The sequence below is a fragment of the Paenalcaligenes suwonensis genome (assembly GCF_011290505.1).
GTDB lineage: Bacteria > Pseudomonadota > Gammaproteobacteria > Burkholderiales > Burkholderiaceae_B > Paenalcaligenes > Paenalcaligenes suwonensis.
This window is the reverse complement of record NZ_JAANPV010000008.1, coordinates 111,780-134,816: the sequence shown is the minus strand read 5'-3', so window position 1 is coordinate 134,816 and position 23,037 is coordinate 111,780. Positions and strand designations below refer to the sequence as shown.

General features: G+C 50.6%; 25 protein-coding genes and 1 pseudogene. 8 read left to right on the top strand and 18 right to left on the bottom strand.

The genetic code is table 11. The annotated features are described in order from the left end of the window. Nucleotides 1-133: 133 nt before the first annotated feature. Nucleotides 134-745: a flavin reductase family protein gene (locus GY634_RS13145; protein ID WP_166409187.1), complete on the bottom strand. Its 612-nt coding sequence runs from the start codon at nt 743-745 to the stop codon at nt 134-136. 163 nt (nt 746-908) lie between these two features. Between GY634_RS13145 and GY634_RS13140 the strand changes: the two genes are divergently transcribed. After that, entirely contained in the window at nt 909-1,892 is a 984-nt protein-coding gene (locus GY634_RS13140; protein ID WP_166409186.1) for an AraC family transcriptional regulator, read from the top strand. A 7-nt stretch (nt 1,893-1,899) separates the two neighbouring features. Here GY634_RS13140 and GY634_RS13135 read toward each other — a convergent pair whose 3' ends face one another. Genes GY634_RS13135 through GY634_RS13115 form a run of 5 tightly spaced genes read right to left on the bottom strand, consistent with a single transcriptional unit; the run spans nt 1,900 to nt 7,023 of the window. Continuing rightward, nucleotides 1,900-3,489: a phytoene desaturase family protein gene (locus GY634_RS13135; RefSeq protein WP_166409185.1), complete on the bottom strand. Its 1,590-nt coding sequence runs from the start codon at nt 3,487-3,489 to the stop codon at nt 1,900-1,902. Nucleotides 3,490-3,492: 3 nt separating this feature from the next. After that, a complete protein-coding gene (locus GY634_RS13130; RefSeq protein ID WP_166409184.1) occupies nt 3,493-4,020 on the bottom strand; it encodes a flavin reductase family protein in 528 nt (175 codons plus the stop codon). Between the two features lie 19 nt (nt 4,021-4,039). Beyond that, complete coding sequence (locus tag GY634_RS13125) at nt 4,040-5,287, bottom strand: styrene monooxygenase/indole monooxygenase family protein (protein ID WP_166409183.1); 1,248 nt, start codon at nt 5,285-5,287, stop codon at nt 4,040-4,042. A gap of 32 nt (nt 5,288-5,319) precedes the next feature. Then, nucleotides 5,320-6,108, bottom strand: coding sequence for an SDR family oxidoreductase (locus GY634_RS13120; protein ID WP_166409182.1), 789 nt, complete (start codon nt 6,106-6,108; stop codon nt 5,320-5,322). Between the two features lie 24 nt (nt 6,109-6,132). After that, complete coding sequence (locus GY634_RS13115) at nt 6,133-7,023, bottom strand: SphA family protein (protein WP_166409181.1); 891 nt, start codon at nt 7,021-7,023, stop codon at nt 6,133-6,135. Nucleotides 7,024-7,180: 157 nt separating this feature from the next. Here GY634_RS13115 and GY634_RS17270 point away from each other — a divergent pair. Then, nucleotides 7,181-7,303 (top strand): annotated as a pseudogene (locus GY634_RS17270) (SDR family oxidoreductase); the annotation flags it as partial. A gap of 85 nt (nt 7,304-7,388) precedes the next feature. Here GY634_RS17270 and GY634_RS13105 read toward each other — a convergent pair. Continuing rightward, nucleotides 7,389-7,784 carry a hypothetical protein gene (locus tag GY634_RS13105; protein ID WP_166409180.1) on the bottom strand — a complete coding sequence of 132 codons (396 nt, stop codon included), beginning with the start codon at nt 7,782-7,784 and terminating at the stop codon, nt 7,389-7,391. Nucleotides 7,785-7,946: 162 nt separating this feature from the next. On the opposite strand from GY634_RS13105, the gene GY634_RS13100 reads away from it, so the two are divergent. The 6 genes from GY634_RS13100 (at nt 7,947) to GY634_RS13075 (ending at nt 11,486) form a co-directional block, all read left to right on the top strand. Continuing rightward, nucleotides 7,947-8,420, top strand: a complete 474-nt coding sequence (locus GY634_RS13100) for an RES family NAD+ phosphorylase (protein ID WP_166409179.1) — start codon at nt 7,947-7,949, stop codon at nt 8,418-8,420. A 111-nt stretch (nt 8,421-8,531) separates the two neighbouring features. Next, nucleotides 8,532-8,852 (top strand): type II toxin-antitoxin system RelE/ParE family toxin, encoded by a 321-nt coding sequence (locus GY634_RS13095; RefSeq protein ID WP_166409178.1) that lies wholly within the window; start codon nt 8,532-8,534, stop codon nt 8,850-8,852. Continuing rightward, complete coding sequence (locus GY634_RS13090; protein WP_166409177.1) at nt 8,824-9,123, top strand: addiction module antidote protein; 300 nt, start codon at nt 8,824-8,826, stop codon at nt 9,121-9,123. Before GY634_RS13095 ends, GY634_RS13090 begins: the two co-directional genes overlap by 29 nt. Nucleotides 9,124-9,167: 44 nt before the next feature. Then, nucleotides 9,168-9,569: a GFA family protein gene (locus GY634_RS13085; RefSeq protein WP_341352830.1), complete on the top strand. Its 402-nt coding sequence runs from the start codon at nt 9,168-9,170 to the stop codon at nt 9,567-9,569. Between the two features lie 168 nt (nt 9,570-9,737). Next, nucleotides 9,738-10,736 carry a 23S rRNA (adenine(1618)-N(6))-methyltransferase RlmF gene (gene rlmF, locus GY634_RS13080; protein WP_166409176.1) on the top strand — a complete coding sequence of 333 codons (999 nt, stop codon included), beginning with the start codon at nt 9,738-9,740 and terminating at the stop codon, nt 10,734-10,736. 252 nt (nt 10,737-10,988) lie between these two features. Next, nucleotides 10,989-11,486, top strand: coding sequence for a hypothetical protein (locus tag GY634_RS13075; protein WP_166409175.1), 498 nt, complete (start codon nt 10,989-10,991; stop codon nt 11,484-11,486). Nucleotides 11,487-11,859: 373 nt separating this feature from the next. Here GY634_RS13075 and GY634_RS13070 read toward each other — a convergent pair whose 3' ends face one another. From GY634_RS13070 to GY634_RS13020, 11 genes are all read right to left on the bottom strand, one after another. Further along, a complete protein-coding gene (locus GY634_RS13070; protein ID WP_166409174.1) occupies nt 11,860-12,891 on the bottom strand; it encodes a TRAP transporter substrate-binding protein in 1,032 nt (343 codons plus the stop codon). 13 nt (nt 12,892-12,904) lie between these two features. After that, nucleotides 12,905-13,939 (bottom strand): TRAP transporter substrate-binding protein, encoded by a 1,035-nt coding sequence (locus tag GY634_RS13065; protein WP_166409173.1) that lies wholly within the window; start codon nt 13,937-13,939, stop codon nt 12,905-12,907. A gap of 27 nt (nt 13,940-13,966) precedes the next feature. Then, on the bottom strand, nt 13,967-15,256 hold the full coding sequence (locus GY634_RS13060; protein WP_166409172.1) for a TRAP transporter large permease: 1,290 nt from the start codon (nt 15,254-15,256) through the stop codon (nt 13,967-13,969). Nucleotides 15,257-15,272: 16 nt separating this feature from the next. Next, a complete protein-coding gene (locus GY634_RS13055) occupies nt 15,273-15,782 on the bottom strand; it encodes a TRAP transporter small permease (RefSeq protein WP_166409171.1) in 510 nt (169 codons plus the stop codon). A 112-nt stretch (nt 15,783-15,894) separates the two neighbouring features. Further along, a complete protein-coding gene (locus GY634_RS13050) occupies nt 15,895-16,623 on the bottom strand; it encodes an SDR family oxidoreductase (RefSeq protein ID WP_166409170.1) in 729 nt (242 codons plus the stop codon). Nucleotides 16,624-16,650: 27 nt separating this feature from the next. Next, nucleotides 16,651-17,043, bottom strand: coding sequence for a Zn-ribbon domain-containing OB-fold protein (locus tag GY634_RS13045; RefSeq protein WP_242683707.1), 393 nt, complete (start codon nt 17,041-17,043; stop codon nt 16,651-16,653). Nucleotides 17,044-17,045: 2 nt separating this feature from the next. Beyond that, nucleotides 17,046-18,215, bottom strand: a complete 1,170-nt coding sequence (locus tag GY634_RS13040; protein WP_166409169.1) for a thiolase family protein — start codon at nt 18,213-18,215, stop codon at nt 17,046-17,048. Further along, nucleotides 18,215-19,831, bottom strand: a complete 1,617-nt coding sequence (locus GY634_RS13035; protein ID WP_166409168.1) for an AMP-binding protein — start codon at nt 19,829-19,831, stop codon at nt 18,215-18,217. The genes GY634_RS13040 and GY634_RS13035 overlap by 1 nt, the downstream gene beginning before the upstream one ends. A gap of 23 nt (nt 19,832-19,854) precedes the next feature. Further along, entirely contained in the window at nt 19,855-20,340 is a 486-nt protein-coding gene (locus GY634_RS13030) for an aromatic-ring-hydroxylating dioxygenase subunit beta (RefSeq protein ID WP_166409167.1), read from the bottom strand. Between the two features lie 38 nt (nt 20,341-20,378). After that, entirely contained in the window at nt 20,379-21,686 is a 1,308-nt protein-coding gene (locus GY634_RS13025) for an aromatic ring-hydroxylating dioxygenase subunit alpha (protein WP_166409166.1), read from the bottom strand. Between the two features lie 15 nt (nt 21,687-21,701). Continuing rightward, nucleotides 21,702-22,673 carry a PDR/VanB family oxidoreductase gene (locus tag GY634_RS13020; protein ID WP_166409165.1) on the bottom strand — a complete coding sequence of 324 codons (972 nt, stop codon included), beginning with the start codon at nt 22,671-22,673 and terminating at the stop codon, nt 21,702-21,704. Between the last annotated feature and the right edge of the window lie 364 nt (nt 22,674-23,037).

Below are 23,037 nucleotides of genomic sequence, written 5' to 3'. Positions count from 1 at the left end.
CGTTCCTCAAGGGCTGTGTTATTAATGTATTTGTTCTCATATTTTTAATACTAAATATATTAATGATGAAATAAAAAAAAGGCACCTAGGGGTTTGCGCTAGTGCCTTGAGGGTGAAGGTAAGCGGGCTGAAGTTAGCTGGGTCTACGCATATCAAAAAGGGTTTGGTCTGAGACTTCAAAGAAGTCGCCAGGGCCACCACCACGCAAAATAGGGCGTGCGGCGGCGGTATGGTAGACGCCGTCTTTAATCAGCGTAGGAGAAATATGCACGGCCACCACTTCGCCTAACACCATCCATGTATCGGTTTGCCCGTCTAGCTTTTGCAGCGGGAAATGTTGGGTGACACGGCACTCTAGAGACACTGGGCTTTCACCCACGCGTGGTGCGGTAATGTGTTGGCTGGTGATAGGGGTGAGTTGGCTAAGCTCAAACTCGTTTACTGGGCGCTCAACACTGGTGAGGTTCATGGGCTCGGCTAAAGGACGGGTTGCCAGATTCCAGGTAAAGACCCCAGTTTCAATCGCGTTACGTACGCTGTCTTTGTAGCCCACGCTAGAAAACGCAATGATGGGTGGGCGGTAATTGAAAATATTACAGAAGCTGTACGGTGCTAAGTTGGTTTCACCTGCTGCATTTTGCGTGCCAATCCAGCCTATCACGCGTGGGCCCACAATCGCGCTGATGGGGTCGTAGCGTAGGCCGTGCCCTTGGCTAGGTTCATAAGTATGGTAATCGTGCTGCATGGTGAATCGTGTCTCCTGTGAATCAACAGTGTTACAGCTGTTGGGGAATATACGTATAGGGATCTATATACTTTATAACTAAACTATCTCTACTGCAATGCAGAAGAGGTCTTTAGCCAATACGGCCTAAAGTCTGGGTTAATGGGTTTTCCGAGTATCTGTCATGAGTACTGATTCTGTTTCTTGGGAAAACGTAATGTCTTCCAGTGCTGATCAGGTGCAAACGTTGATCAGTAACATGCTGACCCCTCACAAGCTAAGCGTGTTGAAGGCGCGCAGCTTGCAGTCGTGTATACGTCATGCCAACTTTGGTCAGGTAGATGTGATACGCCTAGGCTACGGTGCTCATGTGCGTATTCAGCCAGACGACCTAGTGGATTATTACCTCATTCAAATCCCACAATATGGTCAAGCTACCGTGCGCTGTGGGGGGGAAGAAGTAGATTCCATGCCGGGTGTGGCCTCGGTGCTAAGCCCCAATGCTGAGATAGACATGAACTGGCAAGCTAGTAACGAACAAATCATGATCAAAATTGATCGATTGTTGCTAGAGCAAACAGCTCAAGACTTAGGGGTAGACACCTTAGTGAGTGGGGTGCATTTTCCGGCCAAGTTCGAATGCCATAAATCCGTCAGTTGGCAGTTAATGCTGCGTTACTTAGTAGATTGTGCGCGTAACTCGCTTACCATGCAGCGTTCTCCTTTATTGATACGGCAATTAGAACAACTGGTAGTGACCACCTTGTTAGGTGAGCATCCGCCCGTACAACAGTCGGGTTTTAACCGCGTGCGCAGCGCTATTTTGCCGCGCCACATTAAGCAGGTGGAAAACTACTTACACGAACACATAGATCAGCCTATTAATCTGGATGTGTTGGCTGCTCAAACGCAGGTGAGCGTACGTACCTTGCAGGTGGCGTTTAAAGAACATTGTGGCGTTAGCCCTATGCAGTATTTGCGCCAACTGCGTTTAGATCGTGTACGTGCCGACTTACTGACGCACGGCGACTCTGCTGAATGCTCCGTTGCCGATATCGCGCTACGTTGGGGCTTTGCCCATTTAGGACGTTTTAGCGCTGCGTACCGTGACCGTTTTGGTGAAACACCCAGTCAAAGTTTGCAGCGCGTGCGTCACAGTACGCTTTAGCCTTGTCTTAGGCTTTGCGGATGCGTTGAGCCGCCAAATACCCCGATTGACCACCTAAACCAGGCCCTGGGTGCACCGATGCGCCTATTTGGAACAGATTAGAAATAGGCGTGCGCCCCGTACGGGTTTTGTTATCGCCCGCAAATGGACGCATAAAGAAAAACTGGTCAGGCGAACACACCCCTGAATACGGGTCGCCACCCACCAAGTTAATATTCCATGCCTCTAAATCTGCTGGGCTGTAGGCTTTGCAGCCAACAATATGTTCGCTAAAACCAGGCATCACGGTTTCTAAGCGCTGTCGTACCCGTTCTGTCATGCCGTCGCGTAAGGTGTCGTTCCAGCGGCCATCTGCTGGAATAGGCAGCTCGTTGCCCATATCTGCTTTCACAGAAGAAGGCATGTCTTGCATTTGCACCCACAGTATCCAACTGCCATCCGGTGCGCGACTAGGGTCTACCGCAACGGGTTGGCCTACAGCCAGAGTAGGCTTTGCAGGCAACCAGCCATTATTGGCCTCTACTACCGAGGCACATACTTGCTCCATGCTTTCGGTCACGTGCACCATAGGCACGTTCAGTAGCTCGGGGTTGAGCCACTGGGGGCGCTCTTTTAAGGCGAAGTGTATTTGCATGCCACCCCGCCCATAGCGGTAACGACGCGCCATTTGCTTGTGGCTGTCGTCCGCTTGGGGCAGCAGTTTTTCGTACAGTTGATTGGGGGTAACGTTACAGACTACAGCTTTGCTCGCTAGATAGCGCTGTTGCGTGGTGGTGCGTACGCCTATGGCCTTGCCGTTTTCTACTAAGACTTCTTCCACGTCTTGATTCGTCAACAGTTGGCCGCCCCGCGATTCAATCACACGAATGAAGGCCTCTACTAAGTTATAGCTACCGCCTTCTACCACTGGCATGCCACCTGCGACCACTGCCGAGAAGGTGAGTTTGCCAATGAGGGAGGACGCCGCTTCGTCTGGGCCTAAGCCACTGTGTAATACCCAAGGGGCAATCAGGGCGCGGCTTAAGTCATGTTGCAAGGCGTATTCAGCCCAGCGTCTGAAGTTTTCTAAGGACTCAGACGCAAAGTGCATCATGCCGTCTAGGCCACGTTGTCGCCAAGACGAAAACAGCAATTTGCTGGTTTTCCAACTGTAGGGGTCGTTGCCCATTAGCCCAAACACCAAGCCTGCATCAGGGCCGAAGATCTGATTCGCAGCTTGCCCTATGGCATCGCCATCACCGGGGGCTATAGCATTTAGGCGCTGTACGGTATCGGCAATATCTTGGCGCAACGCAATACCGGTGCCGTGCGGAGTAGCTAACCCGGTACTGTAGTTGCCTGACACAAAGCGCAAACCTGCATCCGCCAACGGTTGTGCCAACTCAGCATATGCGGCACCCCCTACAAACAGGGGATACCAGCTGGAAAACACATCGTGGGTAAAGCCGGGGAAGAGCTCCTCGGTGCGAATGCAGCCACCCGCTACAGCGTTGCGCTCTAGTACGGTTACGGTTAACCCTCTACAGGCAAGCAGTGCGGCACAACATAACGCGTTGATACCGCTGCCCACAACGACCACATCCTGATGTTGCTGCATGAATTAGTCTCCTGATTGTTGTTGTAGATGGGTAAAACCACCACGGTGAAACACCGCAGGTGCTAAGGTGGGCTCCGTATCGTGACGTATGACTTTGCCTATAAATAGCGTGTGGTCACCCCCATCGTGTTGGTTGTGATTTTCGCAGATAAAGGTGGCAATGCAGTCATCAATCACGGGAATACCCTCATCACTACTAGAGTGGCTGACCAGTGAAAACTTGTCTTCAGTACGCGAATTGGCAAAGCCTAGCGCTGCCTCTACTTGGTGCTGACTGATCACATGAATAGCAAAGTGTTTACAGTCTTGAAAAAAAGCGAGGCTAGGTGAGTGTTTCACCAAGCTCCACAGCACCAAGGGAGGGTCTAAGGACAGCGAAGCAAAGGAGTTGATGGTCAGACCTACAGGCCGTCCTTCGGGGCTACGCGTGGTAACAATGGCAACTCCCGTAGGAAAGTGCCCCAGCGCTTGCCTGAAGGTGCGGCTATCAAAAGTGACCGTTTCCTTAACCAGTTCAGCCTGTGTGGACATGGCAATCTCTCCTTTATGATCAAGCAGCCGTAGTCTGTTCTTCGGCCAGTTTGGCAATCAGCGCTTGCGCGGCTGACACATCAGTCCAAGCGGGGAACAGGGTGGTAGGGTTATTGAAGGCATTGGCTAAAAAGCTAGCCATACGTGGTGAACTGGCGGCATTGCCTAATAGAGACAGTGCGGATTCCGTTGGAGGCAGCAACATGGAATTTGTCCATGCCACCACTTTACCGGCGTAGTTCCAGTAGGTATCAAAGGTGTATTGCATCCACTCACGGTCAAAAGCTTGCTCGCCACGTGCCAAAATGCTGTCCAAATACACTTGGGCAGAACGGGCGGCATTGTTAGAGCCTTGACCCGTAATAGGGTCGTTCACCACTACTGCATCACCCATGCCTAATACGATGCGTCCAGAAGGTAGCGTCAACACAGGTTTACGAACGGAGGGCGGGAAGCTGCCTGCCAAATAACCTTGGTCGTCAGTCAGTTCTACATTGCGGCAACGGTCGCCTTCCCATGGCAAAAATTCTTGCAAGAAAGACACGCTGCGTTCTAGGTGGTCTTGTGGCGAGGTGGTATCGCGGAAGCGGTCTAATGGGCCGCCTGGAATGCCCTCGAACACCATGATGTCGCAGGGGCCAGACAAGATGAGGGAGGGAAACACAAAGTATTCGCCCACACCGGGGATGAAGTTAAACGACACCCGCGAGAACTCTGGCATGGGTTCCAAACCGTGTACGTAGGTCAGGGCTAATGCACGTTGTGGTTTATCGAAAGGGGAACGTTCTGCATCACGCTCAAACAAACGCACCACTTCGCCTTTACCCGCGGCCAGAATAGTTAGCTCGTGTTCCTCGGCAATACGTTCTAGTTCGGCTACGCCTACGTCTTCAAAAACCAAACGGCCACCACGCTGCTCAAACTCTTCCAGCCATATGGGCATTTTTAACCGTTGATCAGTGGCTTGGGCGGGGCGTTCAATGCGGCTGGCCCAGTCCAACAGTTTGGTGTCTGGTTTGTCGGGGTTGGGTAGGGCAAAGCCAATACCTTCAACGGGGGGACATTCCTCATCCCAGTGATTGATGCCTAGGCGTCGTTCCACATCCAGCGCATGGGGAAACATACACTGGCTGGACATGACCCGTCCTTGGCGAATTTGATCGGGGGTGCGGTTGGTGTAGAGCGCTACATCGTAGCCTTTGTCTAATAGGCCAAAAGCAACGGGCATACCCGCCTGACCACCACCAATAATGGCAACTTTACGCATAAGAGTCTCCTAATTTTTTTACTGAAATAGCGTTATTGGGCAAGTTTGGGAATGGCGGGAACGTTTTGTTCTGGGCCCATGGCGGAATACCCGCCGTCCACGGCATAGTCCGCTCCCGTCACAAAGCTAGCGGCGTCAGACAACAAGAAGGCCACCACCTCGCCCACTTCCTCGGGGTTGCCCACGCGACCTAATAGATGGAAGGGGGCGGCCACCTTATCGGTTTTGTAGCGATTACCATTGGTGAGTGAATGCATCACCTTGGACCACGTCCAGCCCGGCGACACCGAGTTCACCCGAATGTGGTCGGGGGCGAAGTCCATCGCCAAACTTTTAGTTAACTGCACCAGAGCGGCCTTAGACACGGGGTACAGCCAGCGCCCCGTTTGCGCAACGGAAGAAGAAATCGAAGTGAAATTCACAATCGCACCGCCTTGTTGCTCAATCAGATAGGGGCGTACAGCCTTGCTCATGGCAACTGCGCTGACCACATTAATATCCAGCGCTTGCAGCCAATCTTGTCTAGACGAATTCATGCCCTCGTCTACGTACGAGCAGGCTAAGTTCACCAGCCCATCAATGCGGCCAAAGTATGCATTCACTGCCGAGATAGTGCGACTAATCGCCGCATCATCGGTGATATCAGTGCGCCAGAATTTGCAGTGTTTGGGATCATTACCTGCCGCAATCTCGCCACCGGCTTCATCAATATCAAAAATAGCGACACGAGCGCCGTAACCTGTTAGCACATCCACCACGCCCGTACCAATTAAGGTAGCGCCACCGGTGATGATAAAAACCTTGTCTTGTAAACCTTTCATAATTGTCTCGTCGTGAAATAGGCGTTAGAAGGGGATGGCCGCTTTAAGCATCAACTGATGCCCTTTAGGGCGGCTGCGTACACCGAAATCCTGTTGCCACTTGGCGCTAAACAACCAGCCATTGGCGTTGGCATAGCGCAGAGATGGGCCAATCGCGAACGCACGGGCTCGGCCATCACCCGAACGAGGGCCAGAGTCACTGGCAATTTGTTGATAGGCGTAACCCCCCACACCCGCTACAAAACCGTTACCAAAGCCATAGCCCAGCGCGTAATCGGCGTGAATAGCATTGCCGGTACGCGTGCGGGTGTCGTTATTGCGGAAGTTAAAATCCACCATCACCTTCAAGTCGGCATTGATGCCGCTAGGCTGCATATAGGTAAAAGCGGCGGCTGGCTGAATAGTCCAATAGTTGCGACCCAAGTTAGCCATCGCGTCTTGGCGGTAATAGCCAGTAGGGGCTACAAAATCCACCCCCACCACGGCATGGGCATTTTCACTAAAGTGGTAGCCCAAGGCGGGGCCAAAGGCGATATCGCCCAAACCGGTGCGACGCTTACGCTGGCCGAACGCCTCTTCTTTAACCGTGAGCAGAGGGAACAGCGCATGAAAGGCCAATTGACCGCCCGCGACCTGAGCCCCAGTTACCCAGATCACACGAGGTGCCACCATATTGACGTCCACACTGAAATCTTGAATAGGTAACTTATCGCCGTGTTTATCGCGTACCGAGTTGTAGCTAAGAGAACCGGCATACATCAGCAGATGAACACCGGGGCCGGGCAACGCACCCGACATATAGTTTTCAAGCCCATCGGGGTAGATGGGCAAGCCATTACCTTCAATGGCAACAGCGCTATGGCTGATCAGTACTGCTGCGCCACAGGAAAGACGCACGAGGGTGTTTTTTAACATGAGGATCTGTCTCCACTGTTATTGTGATTGTGGGTGAGACAGATGGTAGGGTGGGGGTGAAAGCGTGGTCTAGCCGCTTTCCGCAGGCACTATCCACTTAGCGAAATTACTTTAGATTTCAAGGGAAAACCCCAGCAATAGGTTCAAGTGTTAGAGGCAGACCCCTAGGCGTAGAGCTGCTAGTCCAGAAGACATTGCACAGGCTGTGGCCATGCTAGTGGCATCAGACTATCTAACAGGTGAAATCCTATTCTCAGACGGTGGTTTAAGCCTTACCTAGACAACGCGTACAATGCCGCTGACTTTGATGCTCTGACACAGGCATACCAGAACTGGCGGCGTTCGTGACCTTGAACCCGTGTGAGCTAGTCTTTAAGCCATTCCTGCAGTTCGGCTATTGCCTTCTCAAGCGAGTCGCTTGTCAGTGTGAGGGTGATGACCTTTTCTTGAATTTCAACGGTGGGGCTCTCTGCATCGGGTTGTAAGGATATGGTCTGTTCCCACGAAGAATAAAACTTCCCGAACTCCTCTGGTGACTCCTGTATCACGCGAGCTGCTTTCCCTGTTTGACGGTTAATCACATTGACTATTGGGTTTCCATCATAAAAGAGAGCACCATTTCCGAACCGATCGGACAGATAAGGGCTAAGAGGCTCACTCCGTTCAGGGAATAGTTGTGCTATTTTCTTAAACCAGAACGCTCGTGCCACACGGTATACACGTGGGTCCACGAGGAAGTGTTCATAGAGGAAATCGCTCATATAAATTACCTTATCTGCGCGTACTGAATGTTGCTGCTGTTTTGGATGCAGCATTGTACTGAAAAACCGCATCCGTACCTTGGTGGTAGCGTACCGTTACAGAGGCAAGAGGGTGTGCTGGTTTGTTTTTACAGTATTTCTTCGATTTTTTGAGAATGAATAATGTTTACTGATATTGAAGGCATTTTCTATCGCGCCATCGATCCTGCGTACCGTGCTTATTCGTTGTCAGGTTCTAGAAGTGCAGGACGCTACTCTAGGAGCACACAACCTACGCTCTATCTGAGCTCATCCCGCGAAGGGGTAGAAGCTGCGATGCAATCTCACAAGGGGAATCGCAGTAGTGAGTTAGAGGTGGTCAGTGTTCATGTCGTGGCCAAAAAAATTATCGATCTGCGCAATTCGTCGGCGTTGTCCGAGGTGGGCGTAAGCATTAAAGATGCCATCGCTCCATGGCAAGAGCTGGTATCTAAAGGAGCAACACCACCTTCGTGGACAGTGCGTGATCGTCTTGTGGCTTGTGGGGCAAACGGCTTGATTGATCCCTCGAGAACGGCACCAGGTCTATGGCATCTGGTTTTGTTTTCTTGGAATCAGGATGACGCGCCGCAAGTCCATCTGGTGGATGAGGCGTAAACGTCCGCGGTGGGTCGAATAGAGTCCGATCTCATTTTGACATCTGTTTGGCTAGAGTATCTGTATGCAAATAGCTATTGCGTAACGTAGCCACAAGGCTACAATATGTCCATGTACAGCATCATTGAAACAGAGCAATTTATACATTGGCTCGGTAGCTTAAAAGATCGTACAACACGTGCGCGGCTACAGCTTCGTCTACGAAAGGCGTCGCTTGGCAACCTTGGAGACCATAAGTCTGTAGGGGATAACGTTTGGGAAATGCGCGAAGCCTTCGGTCCAGGTTGGCGAATGTATTACATCTTGCACGGAAGTACAGTAATTATGATGCTTGGCGGAGGCAACAAATCCAGCCAGAAGAAAGATATTGAGCGAGCCAAGGCATTGGCTCAGGAGTTACAAAATGAGCAAGATCAAGACCCGTCCGTTTGATGCGTCAAACTACCTCAACGATGAGGCCGATATTGCCGCCTACCTTCAGGTTGCCATAGAAGATGGTGATCCAGCACTGTTGGCGGCAGCGTTGGGCGATATCGCCAGAGCTAGAGGCATGACTCAACTGGCCCGCGACACCGGACTGTCTAGGGAAAGTCTTTACAAAAGCCTCTCTGGAGAGCGTGCGCCCAGCTCCGAGACGCTGTTCAAGGTTATTCATGCCATGGGTTTTAAGCTGACGGTAGAGCCTCTGACCACGCATGGTTGATATTTAGCGTGGCGGTATAGGCCAAGCTGATTACGATACGCCTTTTGAATCTGGAGCCTTATCTAGGAAGCTGCCTATGTGGGCGAATTAAATACCAATTGCGCTTATCACCAAAGGCTGTAACGCATTGCCACTGCAAACAATGTCAAAAGAGTCATGGTGCTGCGTTTGCTACCTATGGAGCAGTGCCGCGTCACGACTTATGTATCATTGCAGGTAACGAGGCAATACAGTCCTGTGCATCCTCGGAAACGGTGTTCAGACAGTTTTGTAAGCATTGCGGTTCCTCTCTTTTCTGGTCCAAGCAAGCAGGTGATTGGGACGATTGGATATGTGTGGCTTTGGGGACTTTGGACTCACCTTTTACAGTGCTGAAGCAAAAGCATGCCCATTTAGAGTCACAGCCATCATGGTCTCCTTTCCCTCAATCATGCACACAAGACTGAGTGGCTACTTAGGGTCGTAAGCCGATATTGACCCTCTTGTCTGCCACCCTGCGCATGAGTCATGGGTCAACAGCAACCAAAACATAAATGAATTCTATAATGTCCGCCATATGCACCTACTTACCATAACGAACCCTGAAAACCGATAAGGGTTCCTGTTGAAACACAATGCCATCCTCAAAATCAGATAATCCCATTTCTACGCCTTCAACACCAAACAAAACAGCGGCTTTACTGCATCCGCGCAATCGCCATCAAGGTCGCTACGACTTTGACGCTCTAATCAACGACACGCCTGAACTAGCACCTTTCGTAGCCTTGAATCCGCATGGCGATAAAAGCATAGATTTCGCCAATCCTACTGCAGTGAAGACCTTGAACCGTGCTTTGTTGAAGTCCTTTTACGGCATAGAACAGTGGGATATTCCGGCTAATTACCTCTGTCCGCCTATCCCTGGTCGTGCGGACTACGTGCATTATCTGGCCGATTTGTTGGCAAGCAGCAATAGAGGAGTCATTCCCCAAGGCGATGCGGTGCGAGTGCTAGATATTGGTGTGGGCGCAAACACGATTTATCCCTTAATAGGGCACGCTGAATATGGGTGGCAGTTTGTAGGCTCAGACATTGATGCGAATGCGCTGACAGCAGCACGAGCCACTATTAACGCGAATAAGGGCTTATCTACAGCGATCACATTGCGCCAGCAAAAGTCGCAGAAGCATATTTTTAAAGGCGTTGTCAGCACAAACGACTATTTTGACCTGACGCTGTGCAACCCTCCCTTTCATGCGTCACGAGCAGAGGCGCTAAGTGGCTCAAGCCGTAAATGGCGAGGTTTAGGCAAAGCTGCGCCAAAGCAAAGCAATAATACTGTGCTGAATTTTGGTGGGCAGGGTACGGAGTTGTGGTGCGAGGGAGGCGAAGCAGCCTTTATACGGCTCATGATAGAAGAGAGTAGGGCTGTGAGCAGGCAGGTGTTTTGGTTTAGTACCTTGGTGTCCAAAGAGTCTAATTTACCCGGTATATTGCATGCCTTAAGAAAGGCGAATGCGTTTAAAGTGAGGACTGTGGAAATGACACAGGGTCAAAAGAAAAGTCGCTTTGTAGCGTGGACATTTTTAAATCCTGCGGCGCAAGAGGCTTGGCGTAAGGGGCGTTGGAGGTAGATTTATCATCTGCCTAGACGGCTGTATACGGTTTTCTAACGATTAGTTCACTTTCACAAGGCTAGTGCAAACGTATCTCTGACTGGTGACTGGATAGCAGACATACATAACAAACTAAAAGCCGATCAGCAGGACTAAGAATCTCTGTTTCATAAGGAAAAAGCCCTCGTTATGAGGGCTTTTGTCACATTAATTATTATAAGAATGACGAATTTTTCTATCATCAAAATCTAGTTAATTACAAGGTGAATTATGTCTGAAGAAAATAAATTGGAGTTTTTTAAAATTCAAATTTCTATGTGGGAGAAAGTGGTTGATGTGCAAATGCATTTCAATGATTTATGTTTGAGAATTAGAAGTTTCTCAATATCGATACTTGGTGTACTGCTTGGCGCTGCAGCAATTGCCTACAGATTTGCAGGCTACGTCAGTATCTTAGATTACAAAATACCTACTGCCTCAATATTTATGACCATTTCAGTAATTGTTTGGCTTGCTTTTTATCTAATGGATAGATTTTGGTATCATGAATTGCTTAAAGGCGCTGTTCACCATGCACAAAAAATTGAAGAATCGCTAAAAAAATTCACTCCGGAAATTGAGCTTGCAAACTCTATCAGGGAGCAAAGCCATAAATCTCTAAAAATGAATGCTGCAAAAAAATTGAACATCTTTTATTTGAGTATATTAGTAGTTCAGTTGCTCGCACTTGTTTCTCTCTCCACAGATATTGTCAAAATTTCTGGATAACATAGCACTTAAGCGGATCCAACTTCGATAGTCCGCTTAGCTAGCTCGTAAGTAGTGTGACCGTCCACTTTGGGCCGTAAGCTGACATTACACCCCTTGTCTAGCACTATGCTTTCTTGTTTAAAAATCTCCAGTTCAAATAAGAAAAAGCAATAAACCCATCACTAGCTAGCCCCTTCGGGGAGGCGGAGGAAAACTTTTTTGATTTGGTATCTCAAATCACAAAAAGTTGTTCTGCAGTCCCCCATCATGTGCAATGAATACAGCCTAGCCACATGGCTTCAACCTTAAAATACACTCTAATCTTCACCGTCAAAAACAAAAAAAACCGACAACCAAAACGGTTGTCGGCTAACGCAGGAACTATAAAAACTTATTGGTTGCTCAGAGTTTCGATTTGAGCGCGGTAGAACTCCAGTACTGCTTTGCCATCGATGCCTTTCTTATCGGCAGCCGCAATCCAGTCTGTTTCGATAAAGGCCAAGTCATTACGCAACTGCGCTAATTGCTCGCCTTCTACAGTGTAGGTTTTCAAGCCAGCATCGGTCAGTGTTTTGATGGCGGCATCTTCAGACGCTTGCCATTTACCACCAAAGTCACGCGCAATGTACTCGCCAGAAATCTGCTCAATTGCAGCACGGTCGGCTTCGTTTAATGACTGCCATTTACGCTCGTTCATGAACATAAATTGGCTGCTTTTACCAAAACCACCCGGTACGGCTACAGCGCTTTTAATCAGCTTGTCTAACTTGAAGTTTTCAATCTGATCGTACTGGAAGTACAAGCCATCAATCACACCGCGCGACAGCATTTCGTAGCTCTCGGAAGCGGGAGCGTTCAGTGTCACAATGCCCATGGCTTTACCAATGGCATCGAACAGTGGGCTAGGGGAGCGCAGTTTCAAACCGGACAGATCAGAAATATTGTTGACTTCTGGTTTGGTAGTGAAGATCACGGTGGCAGGGCTGGTCCATAAGCCCATCAGTTTTACACCACGGTGCTCATCAGCACCCATCATGAACTGGCTGTAGGTGTTCCAGTAGGCTACCGAGTTAATTTCACCGTTGTCAGTCGTGAAGGGCATTTCTGCAAATTCGATCATAGGGAAACGGCTAGCGGTGTAGCTGTGTACCGACATCCCCATGTCTGCAATACCATTACGCACCAAGTCTAAGTGTGCTTGGGGTTTGCCTAATGGGTTAATGAATTCGATTTTGACGCGGCCTTCAGTCACTTCCGAGACTTTCTCTGCCCACGGCTCCAGCATTTCTTTAACGATGTAGTGTGCTGGTGGCAGCCAGTTTGAAAAACGCAGTACTTGTGTTTCGGCTTGAACATTGCTGGCAAGGCCCATAGTGCTTAAGCCTAGGCCCATACAGAGCCCTAGTTTTTGTAATAGTTTCATATGTACTTCCGGATTAGGGTTGGGGGGTGAGTGCTGCTATTTGAGCGCGGTAGAAGTCCAATACGGCTTGGCCATCAATGCCTTTTTTATTGGCGGTTTCTATCCAGTTGGATTCAATAAAAGCGAGTCTTTGCTGTAAGGCATCCAGAGTTTCGCCTTCTACTCTATAAGTGGCTAAGCCTTGTGCTGCATGTTTTTGTATGGCGTCTTGTTCGGATTTATTCCACTTTTCACCAAAAGCTTTAGCCATGTGTCGTTCAGACACAGACAAAATGGCTTGCTGATCTTCCGCGCTAAGGCTGTCCCATTTGCGTGGATTCATGAAGAGGAATTGACTGGTTTTACCAAAGCCGCCAGGTGCTACCACTACAGATTTCACTAAGCGATCGAGCTTGAAGTTATCAATCTGATCGTGTTGAAAGTACATGCCATCTATTACCCCTCTGGAGAGCATTTCATAGGCTTCAGAGGCGGGGGCAGTGATGGGGGTGGCTCCTAGTTCTTTGGTGATGGAGTCGAACAAGGGACTGGGCGAACGTAGTTTTACGCCTTTGAGATCATCCAAGCTTGTGACGTTCTCTTTGGTAAGCAAAATGACCGAGGCAGGGCTGGTCCATGCGCCCAGAAGTTTCAAACCACGGTGCTCGTCCTGATCCAACATGAAGCGCTGGTAAGTGTCCCAGTAAGCAACGGAGTTAATGCCGCTGTCTTCAGTGGTGAAGGGGAGTTCAGCAAACTCCACCATGGGAAAGCGGCTGGCGGTGTAGCTGTGTACCGACATGCCCAAATCCGCAATACCGTTACGCACTAAATCCACGTGTGCTTGTGGTTTGCCCAAAGGGTTGATGAATTCAATTTTCACCCTCCCGTTAGTGGCTTCTTCTACTTCTTGCCCCCACGGAATCAGCATGTCAGTTGTGATGAAATGCGTAGGTGCTTGCCAGTTTGAAAAACGCAGTACCTGTGTTTCGGCCTGAACGCTGGCGGTTGCCGCCAACGTACTCAAGCCAAAGCCCATAGTGAGTCCTAATTTTTGCAGCAGTTTCATAGTGTTCTCCTTGGGAGAAAGACGGTGCTACATACTGTTGGGGATTAAAAGCACCATGCCTGGCAACAAGATCAACAGCACCATGCGCAGAATGTCAGTCAGCACAAAGGGAGCGGTGCCGTAGAAAATAGTGCGCAAGGGGATTTCTGGCATGACGTTTTTGATCATGAAGATGTTCAGGCCTAGTGGGGGCGCAATCAGACTAATTTCTGCTGCAACTACCACGATGATGCCGAACCAAATCAGGTCAAAGCCTAGCGAGCTCACAATGGGGTAGAAAATAGGCACGGTCAGCATGACCATGGACATGGTTTCTAAGAAGCACCCCAGTACCAGGTAAATCAGGCAAATGATGAAGATGATCGTCAGTGGTGATACATCTAAACCATTAATAAAAGCCAACAGGTGGTTAGGCAGGCCAGCGACGGTTAAGAAGTTGTTAAATACCAGCGCGCCGATGACCAAGGCAAACATGATGGCGGTGGTGTGGGAGGCTTCTAGCAGCACTGTTAAGTACAGCTTAGGCTGCCAGCCACGACGTTTTAAGGTAATTAAGAAGGTACAGAAGGCACCAATACCCGCCGCTTCTGTAGGCGTGAAAATACCACCGTAGATACCGCCCATAATTACTAAGAAAAGGATGGTAATGGTGAAGATGCCTTTAATAGAATGCAGGCGTTCTTTCCATGTGCTGCGAGCACCCGGCATGCCCAGTTTAGGGTTGATGATAGTCAGTACCAGTACGGTCAACAAGTACATCAAAATGGCTAAGGCACCGGGGATTACACCGGCGGCAAACAGTTTGCCAATGTCGGTTTCAGTCAGAATGCCGTAAACCACCATGATCACACTGGGGGGGATCAGCACACCCAAGGTGCCGCCTGCGGCAATACTGCCCGCCGCTAAGCGGTCGTCATAGTTGAATTTGCGCATGTTAGGCATGGCAACGCGGCTCATGGCAGCGGTGGTTGCCATACTGGAACCACACAACGTACTGAAGGCACCACAGGCCAAGATAGTCGCCATCGCCAAACCACCACGCATGTGCCCAATGAAGGCATTTGCGGCGGTGTACATGTCTTTAGATAAACCTGACGCGTTCACCAAGTTGCCCATCAATACAAACAGGGGCAAAACGGTAAAGCTGTAGCTTAAGCCGGTATCAAAGGCGGTTTGGGCAGCCATGGTGTAGGCGGCTTCAAAGTCGGTGTAGAAGCTAAAGCCCAACGTACCTACCAGCAGCATCCCCCAAGCGATGGGTAAGCCAACGAATAGGCTGATCAGCAGGATGATCAGTCCAAGCAAGGAAATAAGCATAATGGTGTCCGGTGCGTCAGGGTTGGCGGTGGTGAGCGAACAGTTGCGACAAGGCAGCTACTGCAGCGAAGCCTGTCAGCACAGAAATGATGTAAGCGATGGGCGCGATAGGAATATCTAAGGCGTTACTTCTGTCGCCGTAGTCGGACAGTTGAAGGGCGTGCAGCCACAGGTAGTAGCTCAAAATAGCCAGCCCGCCACCTGAGATCAGGGAAATGATCATGCGTTGCAGGTGTTTGGCACGTTTGCTTAATACGCCATCCAACAAACTGACCGTCAAGTGTTGATTATGCAAGGTGACTTGAGGTAGGGCCGAGAAGATCAGTATGGCCAATAGAAACTCGTTACTTTCATAGGCGCCATGTATAGGCGCATGAAAGACATAGCGTCCAATCACATCAATAGTGGTCACCATCACCATTACCGTCAGGATTGTGACGCACACACCATTTAGCAGGCGTTCAGCAAAACGCAGTGGGCCTATGGTTGTGTGTGTTTGTTGCGTACCCTCTAATTCTTTGTCCATGTTGTCTCCGTTGCGGACTGGGTTGGCAAGCGTAGGGGTTTTTACCCCCTTATATACTATTTATAAGAGGATAGTTTACAGGTAAATAAATTCATGTGAATAGGAAATAACCCTAGATGGTGAGTGTGCCAATGCTAGCGCCACCGCATACATACAGGGTTTGGCCGGTGACAAAACTGTTTTCTGGATCAGAGAAAAATTGCACGGCACGAGTAATATCGTCGACGCGACCTAGGCGTTTAACGGGGATGCCTGCAGCAATATTTTGTTCGCGCTCACTGCCAGCGGGCACTACGTCATAGAACATAGGTGTTTGAATAGGGCCGGGGGCAACCACGTTGACCGTAATACCTTGATCGGCAAATTCCAGCGCCCACGTTCTTGCCATGCCTAACATACCCGCTTTGGTAGCGGCGTAGGCGGTGCGGGTTTGCAAGCCTAATGCACCACGCGACGACATCAGCACGACGCGACCAAATTTTTTGGCTCGCATGGACGGCAGAATAGCTTGCATGATTTGGATGGCGGAACCCAGATGAATTTGTGTCAGCCCTTGCAGTTCTTCTAGGCTGACGTTTTCCAGCAAGTTGGGCCAAATTACCCCTGCATTGTGCACAAAGTGGCTAACGTCGTACTTGGCTGTAATGTCGTCAATTGCCGCTTGTGTTGCTTGGCTGTCTAGCAAATCGACGAGTACAGGCACCAAGCGCTTATGGCTCCAGTCTGGTGCTTTCCTAGCCATAGAAATAACGGTGTAGCCTAGCGCCACGTAATGGCGGCATAGGTCAGCACCTATACCGGCACTACCGCCAGTAACGATAACGGTATGGGGAGTAGTCATAAGGGTTCCACGACGAAGTAGGGGCGATCAAATAGGGGTAGCGTTGAGTACGGCACTCTGCGACGCATCTAATTCCAGTGCTACGCGCAGGCGTTGGCCAATAGACAACGATGCCGGCAAGTTCACGATGGCAACAGGGCCGCAATCAAGCTTTGCAGTACCTATGTGCCACGGCAGTTTGGCTTGAAAGTAGGGCTCGTTACTGTGATGCAAGGTGCTTTGGGCTACTAAGGTGGCGGTGCTTTCTACGGCTTGCCACTGCAGTTGTGGCCCTAAGCAGTGGCTGCATACATCACGTGGTGGGTACTGTACCGTTTGGCATTCTTGGCAGACTTGCAAGCTAAAGCTGCCTGATTCGGCAATACGGTTTAGATGCAGAGCAGTCTGGCTACGGGCATGGGGAGGAAGAGGTTGGGACATAATTATCCTCGCTGCAAGATGGTGGCAGCCGTGCAAATACCACGGTCATAGTTAATCATGCCAAAGCCAGACACCATACCGATGCGGGCGTTGTTCACTTGTGTGTTACCAGCGGTGTTCGTGAGTTGACGCAGTGCTTGCACCAAACCTAAGTAGCCACCGGCCGCACCGGCTTGGCCTACCGATAGCTGCCCACCCGATGTATTAAAGGGGAAGCTGCCGTCTATGGTGAAGCTGTGATCTCTAATGAATTGGGGGCCTTGGCCTTTTTCGCAAAACCCTAAGTCTTCAAATTGCAAAACGTTGATGACTGGGTAGTCGTCGTAGGTTTCTAAGAAGTCTATGTCGCGAGGGCTAACGCCAGCCATGCTGTAGAGTTCGTCTATGTCCATGGCCCAGCCGCCACGGTATTGCACGGGGTCGTGATGAAAGGCGTTGTGGCGTTCAATGCTGCCCAGAATGCGTACATACGGCAGGCCTAAGGCTTCAGCTTGTTCGCGGCGCATCACTAAGTAACCTTCGGCACCGGCGCAAGGCATGACACAGTCAAACAGATGTATAGGGTCGGCAATGACTCTGGCGTTGAGGTAGTCGTCTAGGCTTAGCGGCTTTTTCATCAACGCATGTGGATTTCGTAACGCGTTGTTGCGTTGGGCCACACACAGTTTGCCAAAGTCGGCACGCGTCGCACCGTAATGGTGCATGTAGTAGTTGGTCAATAAGGCAAAGCTGCCATTTGGCCCGGCTGCACCATATGGGTAGACGGCATCTTGAGAGAAACGAGAAAACGCGCTAACCGTGTGTTTGAATGACTCTTTGTGGTTGGTGTCCCCAGCAATGCACGCGATGATAGAGGCATCGCCGCACTGTACAGCACGGGCTGCACGACGCAGCGCCACCACGCCGCTGGCACCACCCATAGGGATGTGATCCAACCAGCGTGGGCTCATTTGAAAATGCTGCATCAGGCCTACAGCCGTGTCATTCCCCAAGGTGAAGCTGGATACACAAACACCATCCACCTGAGTTTTTTGTAAGCCACTGTCATCCAGTAAGCGACGTAGCGCAGAACCCAGCCAGTAGTGCGCACTGTGTTCCGAGAAACGCTCGTAGGCAATGGTGACAGGGCAGGCCAGTACGACGTCATCGTAAGGCAGGCGAGGGTGGCTCATCAGCGCTCCTGACGTTTTTTAAGGTGATTGGTATCAATGCAATCGGGGCTTTGTACTAGCGCCAAGGCTTTGGTTTTCAGTTCACCACGTTGGATTTTGTTGGTGGACGTTAGAGGGACTGCATCCACAAACACCACGTAGCCAGGCACCTTAAAGTAGGCCAGTTGGGTAAGCGCCCATTGCACAATGTCTTCGGCCAAAGCAGTAGGGTTTTCGGGTGTTTCGTGAGGAATAATCAGTGCCATCACTTCGTCACCACGAATGTCATCGGGGACGGCAGCTACGGCAATAGAGCGAATGGCGGGGTGCTGCTGTAACGCGTTTTCTACTTCTACAGCGGCAATGTTTTCGCCACTACGGCGAATGACGTTACGTTTGCGGTCAATAAAGTGCAAATAGCCATATTCGTCACGCATGACGATGTCGCCCGTATGAAACCAGCCATCGGCCCACGCTGCTTCGGTAGCAGCAGGGTCTTTCCAGTATTCGGCAAAGAAACCAAAGCGAGGGTTAGGGCCAGCACGGCGCACTAATAGCTCGCCATTTACGCCATTGGGTACGGGCTGGCCGTTGTCATCTACGAGCAAAATGTCTACGTTGTCGCTTTCTTTACCAAAGCAGCTAGTGCCGATGAAACGTGGCTCTTCATTGGCGATCACGCAGGCCGCTGCACCGGTTTCAGTCATGGCCCAGGCTTCTAGCAATGGGAAGCCAAAACGGGTTTCAAAGGGATGGTGCAAGGTTTTTTCTACCCCAGCGCCAAAGCCAAAGCGTACGCAGTGGTCAGTATCGGCGCTACTAGCGGGTAGTTTCATCAGAATGGCGGGCATCACCCCCAAATAATGAACGACAGTAGCTTTAGACTGTTTGACAGAATCCCACCAACTACGGGGGTGAAAACGGTCTAGTACGATGATGCAGCCACCGGTTTTAATGATAGCCATGGTAGAGGTAGCCAAGGCATTCATGTGGAACAGGGGCAGCGGCGTCAACATACGCTCTTTACCGGGCTCCAGATGGGCTAAGCCACCTACCGTTGCATACCAGTCGCCTGCGTAATCAAAGTATTCATTGTTCAGCACGCACCCTTTGGGCAAGCCAGTTGTACCTGAGGTGTAGAGCAGCGCGCATTCTGTGTGCAAACCCAAAGTATCACCGGCGTGTGCGGCGGTAGACGCAGCCGGTAGGGCTTGCTCAGGTGTGATCACAGGTAAGGCGATATTGTTCTGCGCGGCAGCTTCTTCTAGATCGTTGATGCGTGACGCCAAGCTAATGGCCAACACCATGTCTGAGTGCTGAACAAGGTAGCTGAGTTCGGCAATACGCAGATCAGGGTTGATGGGCACAATAGATGCGCCCAATTTGTTCAATGCCAGCCAATGCAGCAAAAATACGGGGCGGTTTTCTAGCAATAAACCAATGCGGTGGCCTAGTCCGTAACCCGCTTGCTGGTACTGTGCGGCTAACTGGTCAATACGTTGTAAGGCCTCGGTGTAGCTAAGACTGCCTGCCTCAATCCCATAGATCTCAGCCGTTTCAGGTAAAACGGTGATGAAATCGTTAGAGGGCCATTGTTTGGCTGTGTTTTGGAAAACAGAATAAATCGTGTGCGACATGAGTAATTGGGCTCCGAGGGGGCTTACATGAACAGCTGTATATTGCCGAAGGGGGCATCACAGTTCAGCAGGTCTACGCGTTTTAGGCGTATGCGTAATTGGCCTTCTGCATCGACGACCACGTGATGCGTGGCCCAGCCTACGTAAAACTGCAAATCATCACCGCGTGTTTCGGTGTAGTGAAAGGCGGTGCGTACGCGATGTTCCGTAGCATTGGCATCGAAATCTACCACTTGCGGGCGTTGCAGTAGGTGGTGACAACGGCTTTTAGGTTGCTGAGAAAAGGTGCGTTGCCCAGCCAAGCGTTCAATGCGTATGCGCAAGAGCAGCGTATCCTCGTACATCAGCGACGCATGCAATACAGGGTCAGTTTGGCCGTGTGCCAACGGCATCCAGTAGTAGCCGTCTTCAGTAAAAAGCTTGAGCCAGTCTTCGTAGTGGTGTTGATCTAAGAGGTCGGCTTCGTGGTAGACGAAATCAATGAGGTGCTGAGGGGTAAGGTGGGTCATGTTGTTATCCTTTAATGAAGAACCAGGAAATTCAGGGCTTACAGACCCATGTATTTCAACCACGCGCGAAATTGCGCACGCATTTGCAGTTCGCTGGTGCCATTAATCACCACATTGGTACGCGATGCCTCGCCTTCTTCAAAGAGGCGGCCTACGTTCATCCAATCGCGACCACGGCTTTGCAAAGCGGTTTGGGCTCGTTCATACATCTCCAGATCATCGTGACCCACTACAGAAGTCGGGGCATTGATCAAGCGGTTGTACATTAGCGTGCGTTCTAACAGCTTGTCGGGTGCGCCGACTAAGCGGAAGGTCCATGACTCCACCAAGGTTTTGTCGGCGGCAATAGGTTTAAACACACGTAAGGTTTGGATGGGGCCTTTCACCATAATATTGGGGAAGTAGATGGTGTTATGGCGTACATCACCCAAAATGGCCTTCGCTTTTTCTTCACCGTAGGCGGCAACCATTTGGTCCCAATACCCACCAATATCAGAGTATTCGGCGTGGATGGAATCGCTAACTCCGGTATGCCCGTGGCCATTTTCCCAAACGCGTATGCCCATGTTCTCGAAGAACTCGTAAGGCGACATAAAGGGAGCAAACAGTTCTACCGCCATAGGTTTAGGCGTACCTTCAGGGGCTTCTTGCCATACTTTTACCGCCGTACCTGCAGACGACTCGTGCGCCACCATGGGGTGACAGGTGTCGGTCTGGTTATCGACCAGCATTTTCCAGTTGCAGTTATGCATGTAGCGCATGACGCCACCGGCGACTTCTAACTTACCTTCGGGGGATCGGTCCACCATGTTGTCGATGGTGCTGAGTGACTCGCCAAAGAAGTCGGCAAAGCTTTCGCCTTCGGGGCTTAATCTACAGAACACGAAGTCACGGTACACCTCTACGTTTTCAACCGGCGCCATACCTTGGCTGGCTTCGCTGCATTCAAAGCCCGTGTTCTCGTAGCCTTTTTTCAGTGGGATGGCTAACAGCTTGCCGTCGGTACGGAAGGTCCAGGCGTGGTACGGGCAGCGGAAGAACTTGCCTGTGTTACCACAGCTTTCACCGGCTACTTTGACACCTTTGTGGGGGCAACGGTTGTACAGCACCTTGATGCTGTCATCGTTATGGCGCACCATCACCACTTCTTCATTGCCTACAGTGGTGGTGATGTAGTCGCCTTTGTTGGGCGCTTGGCTAGCATGGCCAACGTAAACCCACGTGTTGGCAAATAACTGCTCCATTTCCAACTGAAATAACTCGTGGTTGATATACAGGTCTTTATGTACCTCGGTATCACGCACCAGTTGGCGGATGGCTTCAGGGTTGTTGCGGTAGGTAGTCATGGTGGCACCTGCTAATTACAGATCGAGAACAAGTTTGGGTGTTTTGCAGCGTGAAATGCAGGTCTGTATGACCTTGTTGCTGGCTTTTTCGTTATCGCTAAGAAAGTAGTCGCGGTGATCGGGAACACCTTCCAGTACATCGGCGGTACACACGCCACATTCGCCACGTTTGCAGTCGAACATAGGGTCTAGGCCGGCCTCTTCCAGCACGTCTACGATGGTTTTATCGGCGGGAACCGTCAGCGTCATACCAGACTGGCGCAGTTCAAGTTCAAAAGGCTGGTCGCCGGCTTGCGCCGCAGCGGTAGTAAACAGCTCAAAGTGCACATGGCTGCGTGGCCAATGGCGTTCTTTAGAGATTTCGATGACCGCATCAATCATGGATTGTGGGCCACAGACATAAATGTGCTGTTCGGGAGTCAGCGTATCGAAGAGGCTAGCTAAATCCAGTGCTTGGCCGTCATTGTGGTAGCACACCAGCTTGTCGCCTAAAGCTTGTTGCAAACTATCGGCAAACGCTAATTGCGCTTGGCTACGTGCGCTGTAGTGCAAGCGGAAAGGGCGGTTTTGCTGTTGTAACGTGCAGGCCATACTGGCGATGGGGGTGATGCCTATGCCGCCAGCAATCAGCACGTATTCGGGCTCGCTGTTGTTGGCTTCGTGTACGGGGAAATCGTTGACGGGGCCGTTCACCTGAATCACATCACCCACTTGCAGTTGATGCATAAAGGCCGAGCCGCCACGGCTTTGATCTTCAAGGCGTACCCCCAAGCGATAACAGGAGGGGGCGCATTGCCAGTCGTAGTCGGGCGTGGTGACGATCAGTGAATAGCAGCGGTGATCGTTAAGGCCGGGGATGTGTACCTGCAAATGTGCGCCAGCGTCGAAATGCGGCAGGGGGGTGTTGGTCGCAGACTCCAACATGATTTCACGTATCAGCTCAGAGGCCGGACGTACTTCGCGTACCACCAGATCAAATGTAGGCATCGTTTATCTCTTCCAGTATGGCCTGAAGTCAGGTCAATGATTTTCTTATTGCTTAATAGTTTAGTAGTAAACATATTCCAAAGAATATAAAGGAAAACCATTAGTGGAGAGTACGTGCTGGAGGAGGCTGTATTCATCGCACATGCTGGGGGACTGCGGAACAACTTTTTGTGATTTGAGACACCAAATCAAAAAAGTTTTCCTCCGCCCCCCCGAGGTATAGCAATTGATAGGTTTACAGCCCTTCCTTAAGTATCGTGACTGTTTATTCGTGATGGGGATTAACGAGTAGTAGTCTTCTATGCTCAATGTTGGCGCGGAGTGACGGCTGTATTCATTGCTTACGCTGGGTAGCTGCGGAAGA

What these genes read in the sequence shown, in the direction of transcription:
- GY634_RS13145 (WP_166409187.1), bottom strand. Translation starts at nt 745, where the DNA reads ATGCAGCACGATTACCATACTTATGAACCTAGCCAAGGGCACGGCCTA.
- GY634_RS13140 (WP_166409186.1), top strand. Translation starts at nt 909, where the DNA reads ATGAGTACTGATTCTGTTTCTTGGGAAAACGTAATGTCTTCCAGTGCT.
- GY634_RS13135 (WP_166409185.1), bottom strand. Translation starts at nt 3,489, where the DNA reads ATGCAGCAACATCAGGATGTGGTCGTTGTGGGCAGCGGTATCAACGCG.
- GY634_RS13130 (WP_166409184.1), bottom strand. Translation starts at nt 4,020, where the DNA reads ATGTCCACACAGGCTGAACTGGTTAAGGAAACGGTCACTTTTGATAGC.
- GY634_RS13125 (WP_166409183.1), bottom strand. Translation starts at nt 5,287, where the DNA reads ATGCGTAAAGTTGCCATTATTGGTGGTGGTCAGGCGGGTATGCCCGTT.
- GY634_RS13120 (WP_166409182.1), bottom strand. Translation starts at nt 6,108, where the DNA reads ATGAAAGGTTTACAAGACAAGGTTTTTATCATCACCGGTGGCGCTACC.
- GY634_RS13115 (WP_166409181.1), bottom strand. Translation starts at nt 7,023, where the DNA reads ATGTTAAAAAACACCCTCGTGCGTCTTTCCTGTGGCGCAGCAGTACTG.
- GY634_RS13105 (WP_166409180.1), bottom strand. Translation starts at nt 7,784, where the DNA reads ATGAGCGATTTCCTCTATGAACACTTCCTCGTGGACCCACGTGTATAC.
- GY634_RS13100 (WP_166409179.1), top strand. Translation starts at nt 7,947, where the DNA reads ATGTTTACTGATATTGAAGGCATTTTCTATCGCGCCATCGATCCTGCG.
- GY634_RS13095 (WP_166409178.1), top strand. Translation starts at nt 8,532, where the DNA reads ATGTACAGCATCATTGAAACAGAGCAATTTATACATTGGCTCGGTAGC.
- GY634_RS13090 (WP_166409177.1), top strand. Translation starts at nt 8,824, where the DNA reads ATGAGCAAGATCAAGACCCGTCCGTTTGATGCGTCAAACTACCTCAAC.
- rlmF (WP_166409176.1), top strand. Translation starts at nt 9,738, where the DNA reads ATGCCATCCTCAAAATCAGATAATCCCATTTCTACGCCTTCAACACCA.
- GY634_RS13075 (WP_166409175.1), top strand. Translation starts at nt 10,989, where the DNA reads ATGTCTGAAGAAAATAAATTGGAGTTTTTTAAAATTCAAATTTCTATG.
- GY634_RS13070 (WP_166409174.1), bottom strand. Translation starts at nt 12,891, where the DNA reads ATGAAACTATTACAAAAACTAGGGCTCTGTATGGGCCTAGGCTTAAGC.
- GY634_RS13065 (WP_166409173.1), bottom strand. Translation starts at nt 13,939, where the DNA reads ATGAAACTGCTGCAAAAATTAGGACTCACTATGGGCTTTGGCTTGAGT.
- GY634_RS13060 (WP_166409172.1), bottom strand. Translation starts at nt 15,256, where the DNA reads ATGCTTATTTCCTTGCTTGGACTGATCATCCTGCTGATCAGCCTATTC.
- GY634_RS13055 (WP_166409171.1), bottom strand. Translation starts at nt 15,782, where the DNA reads ATGGACAAAGAATTAGAGGGTACGCAACAAACACACACAACCATAGGC.
- GY634_RS13050 (WP_166409170.1), bottom strand. Translation starts at nt 16,623, where the DNA reads ATGACTACTCCCCATACCGTTATCGTTACTGGCGGTAGTGCCGGTATA.
- GY634_RS13045 (WP_242683707.1), bottom strand. Translation starts at nt 17,043, where the DNA reads ATGTCCCAACCTCTTCCTCCCCATGCCCGTAGCCAGACTGCTCTGCAT.
- GY634_RS13040 (WP_166409169.1), bottom strand. Translation starts at nt 18,215, where the DNA reads ATGAGCCACCCTCGCCTGCCTTACGATGACGTCGTACTGGCCTGCCCT.
- GY634_RS13035 (WP_166409168.1), bottom strand. Translation starts at nt 19,831, where the DNA reads ATGTCGCACACGATTTATTCTGTTTTCCAAAACACAGCCAAACAATGG.
- GY634_RS13030 (WP_166409167.1), bottom strand. Translation starts at nt 20,340, where the DNA reads ATGACCCACCTTACCCCTCAGCACCTCATTGATTTCGTCTACCACGAA.
- GY634_RS13025 (WP_166409166.1), bottom strand. Translation starts at nt 21,686, where the DNA reads ATGACTACCTACCGCAACAACCCTGAAGCCATCCGCCAACTGGTGCGT.
- GY634_RS13020 (WP_166409165.1), bottom strand. Translation starts at nt 22,673, where the DNA reads ATGCCTACATTTGATCTGGTGGTACGCGAAGTACGTCCGGCCTCTGAG.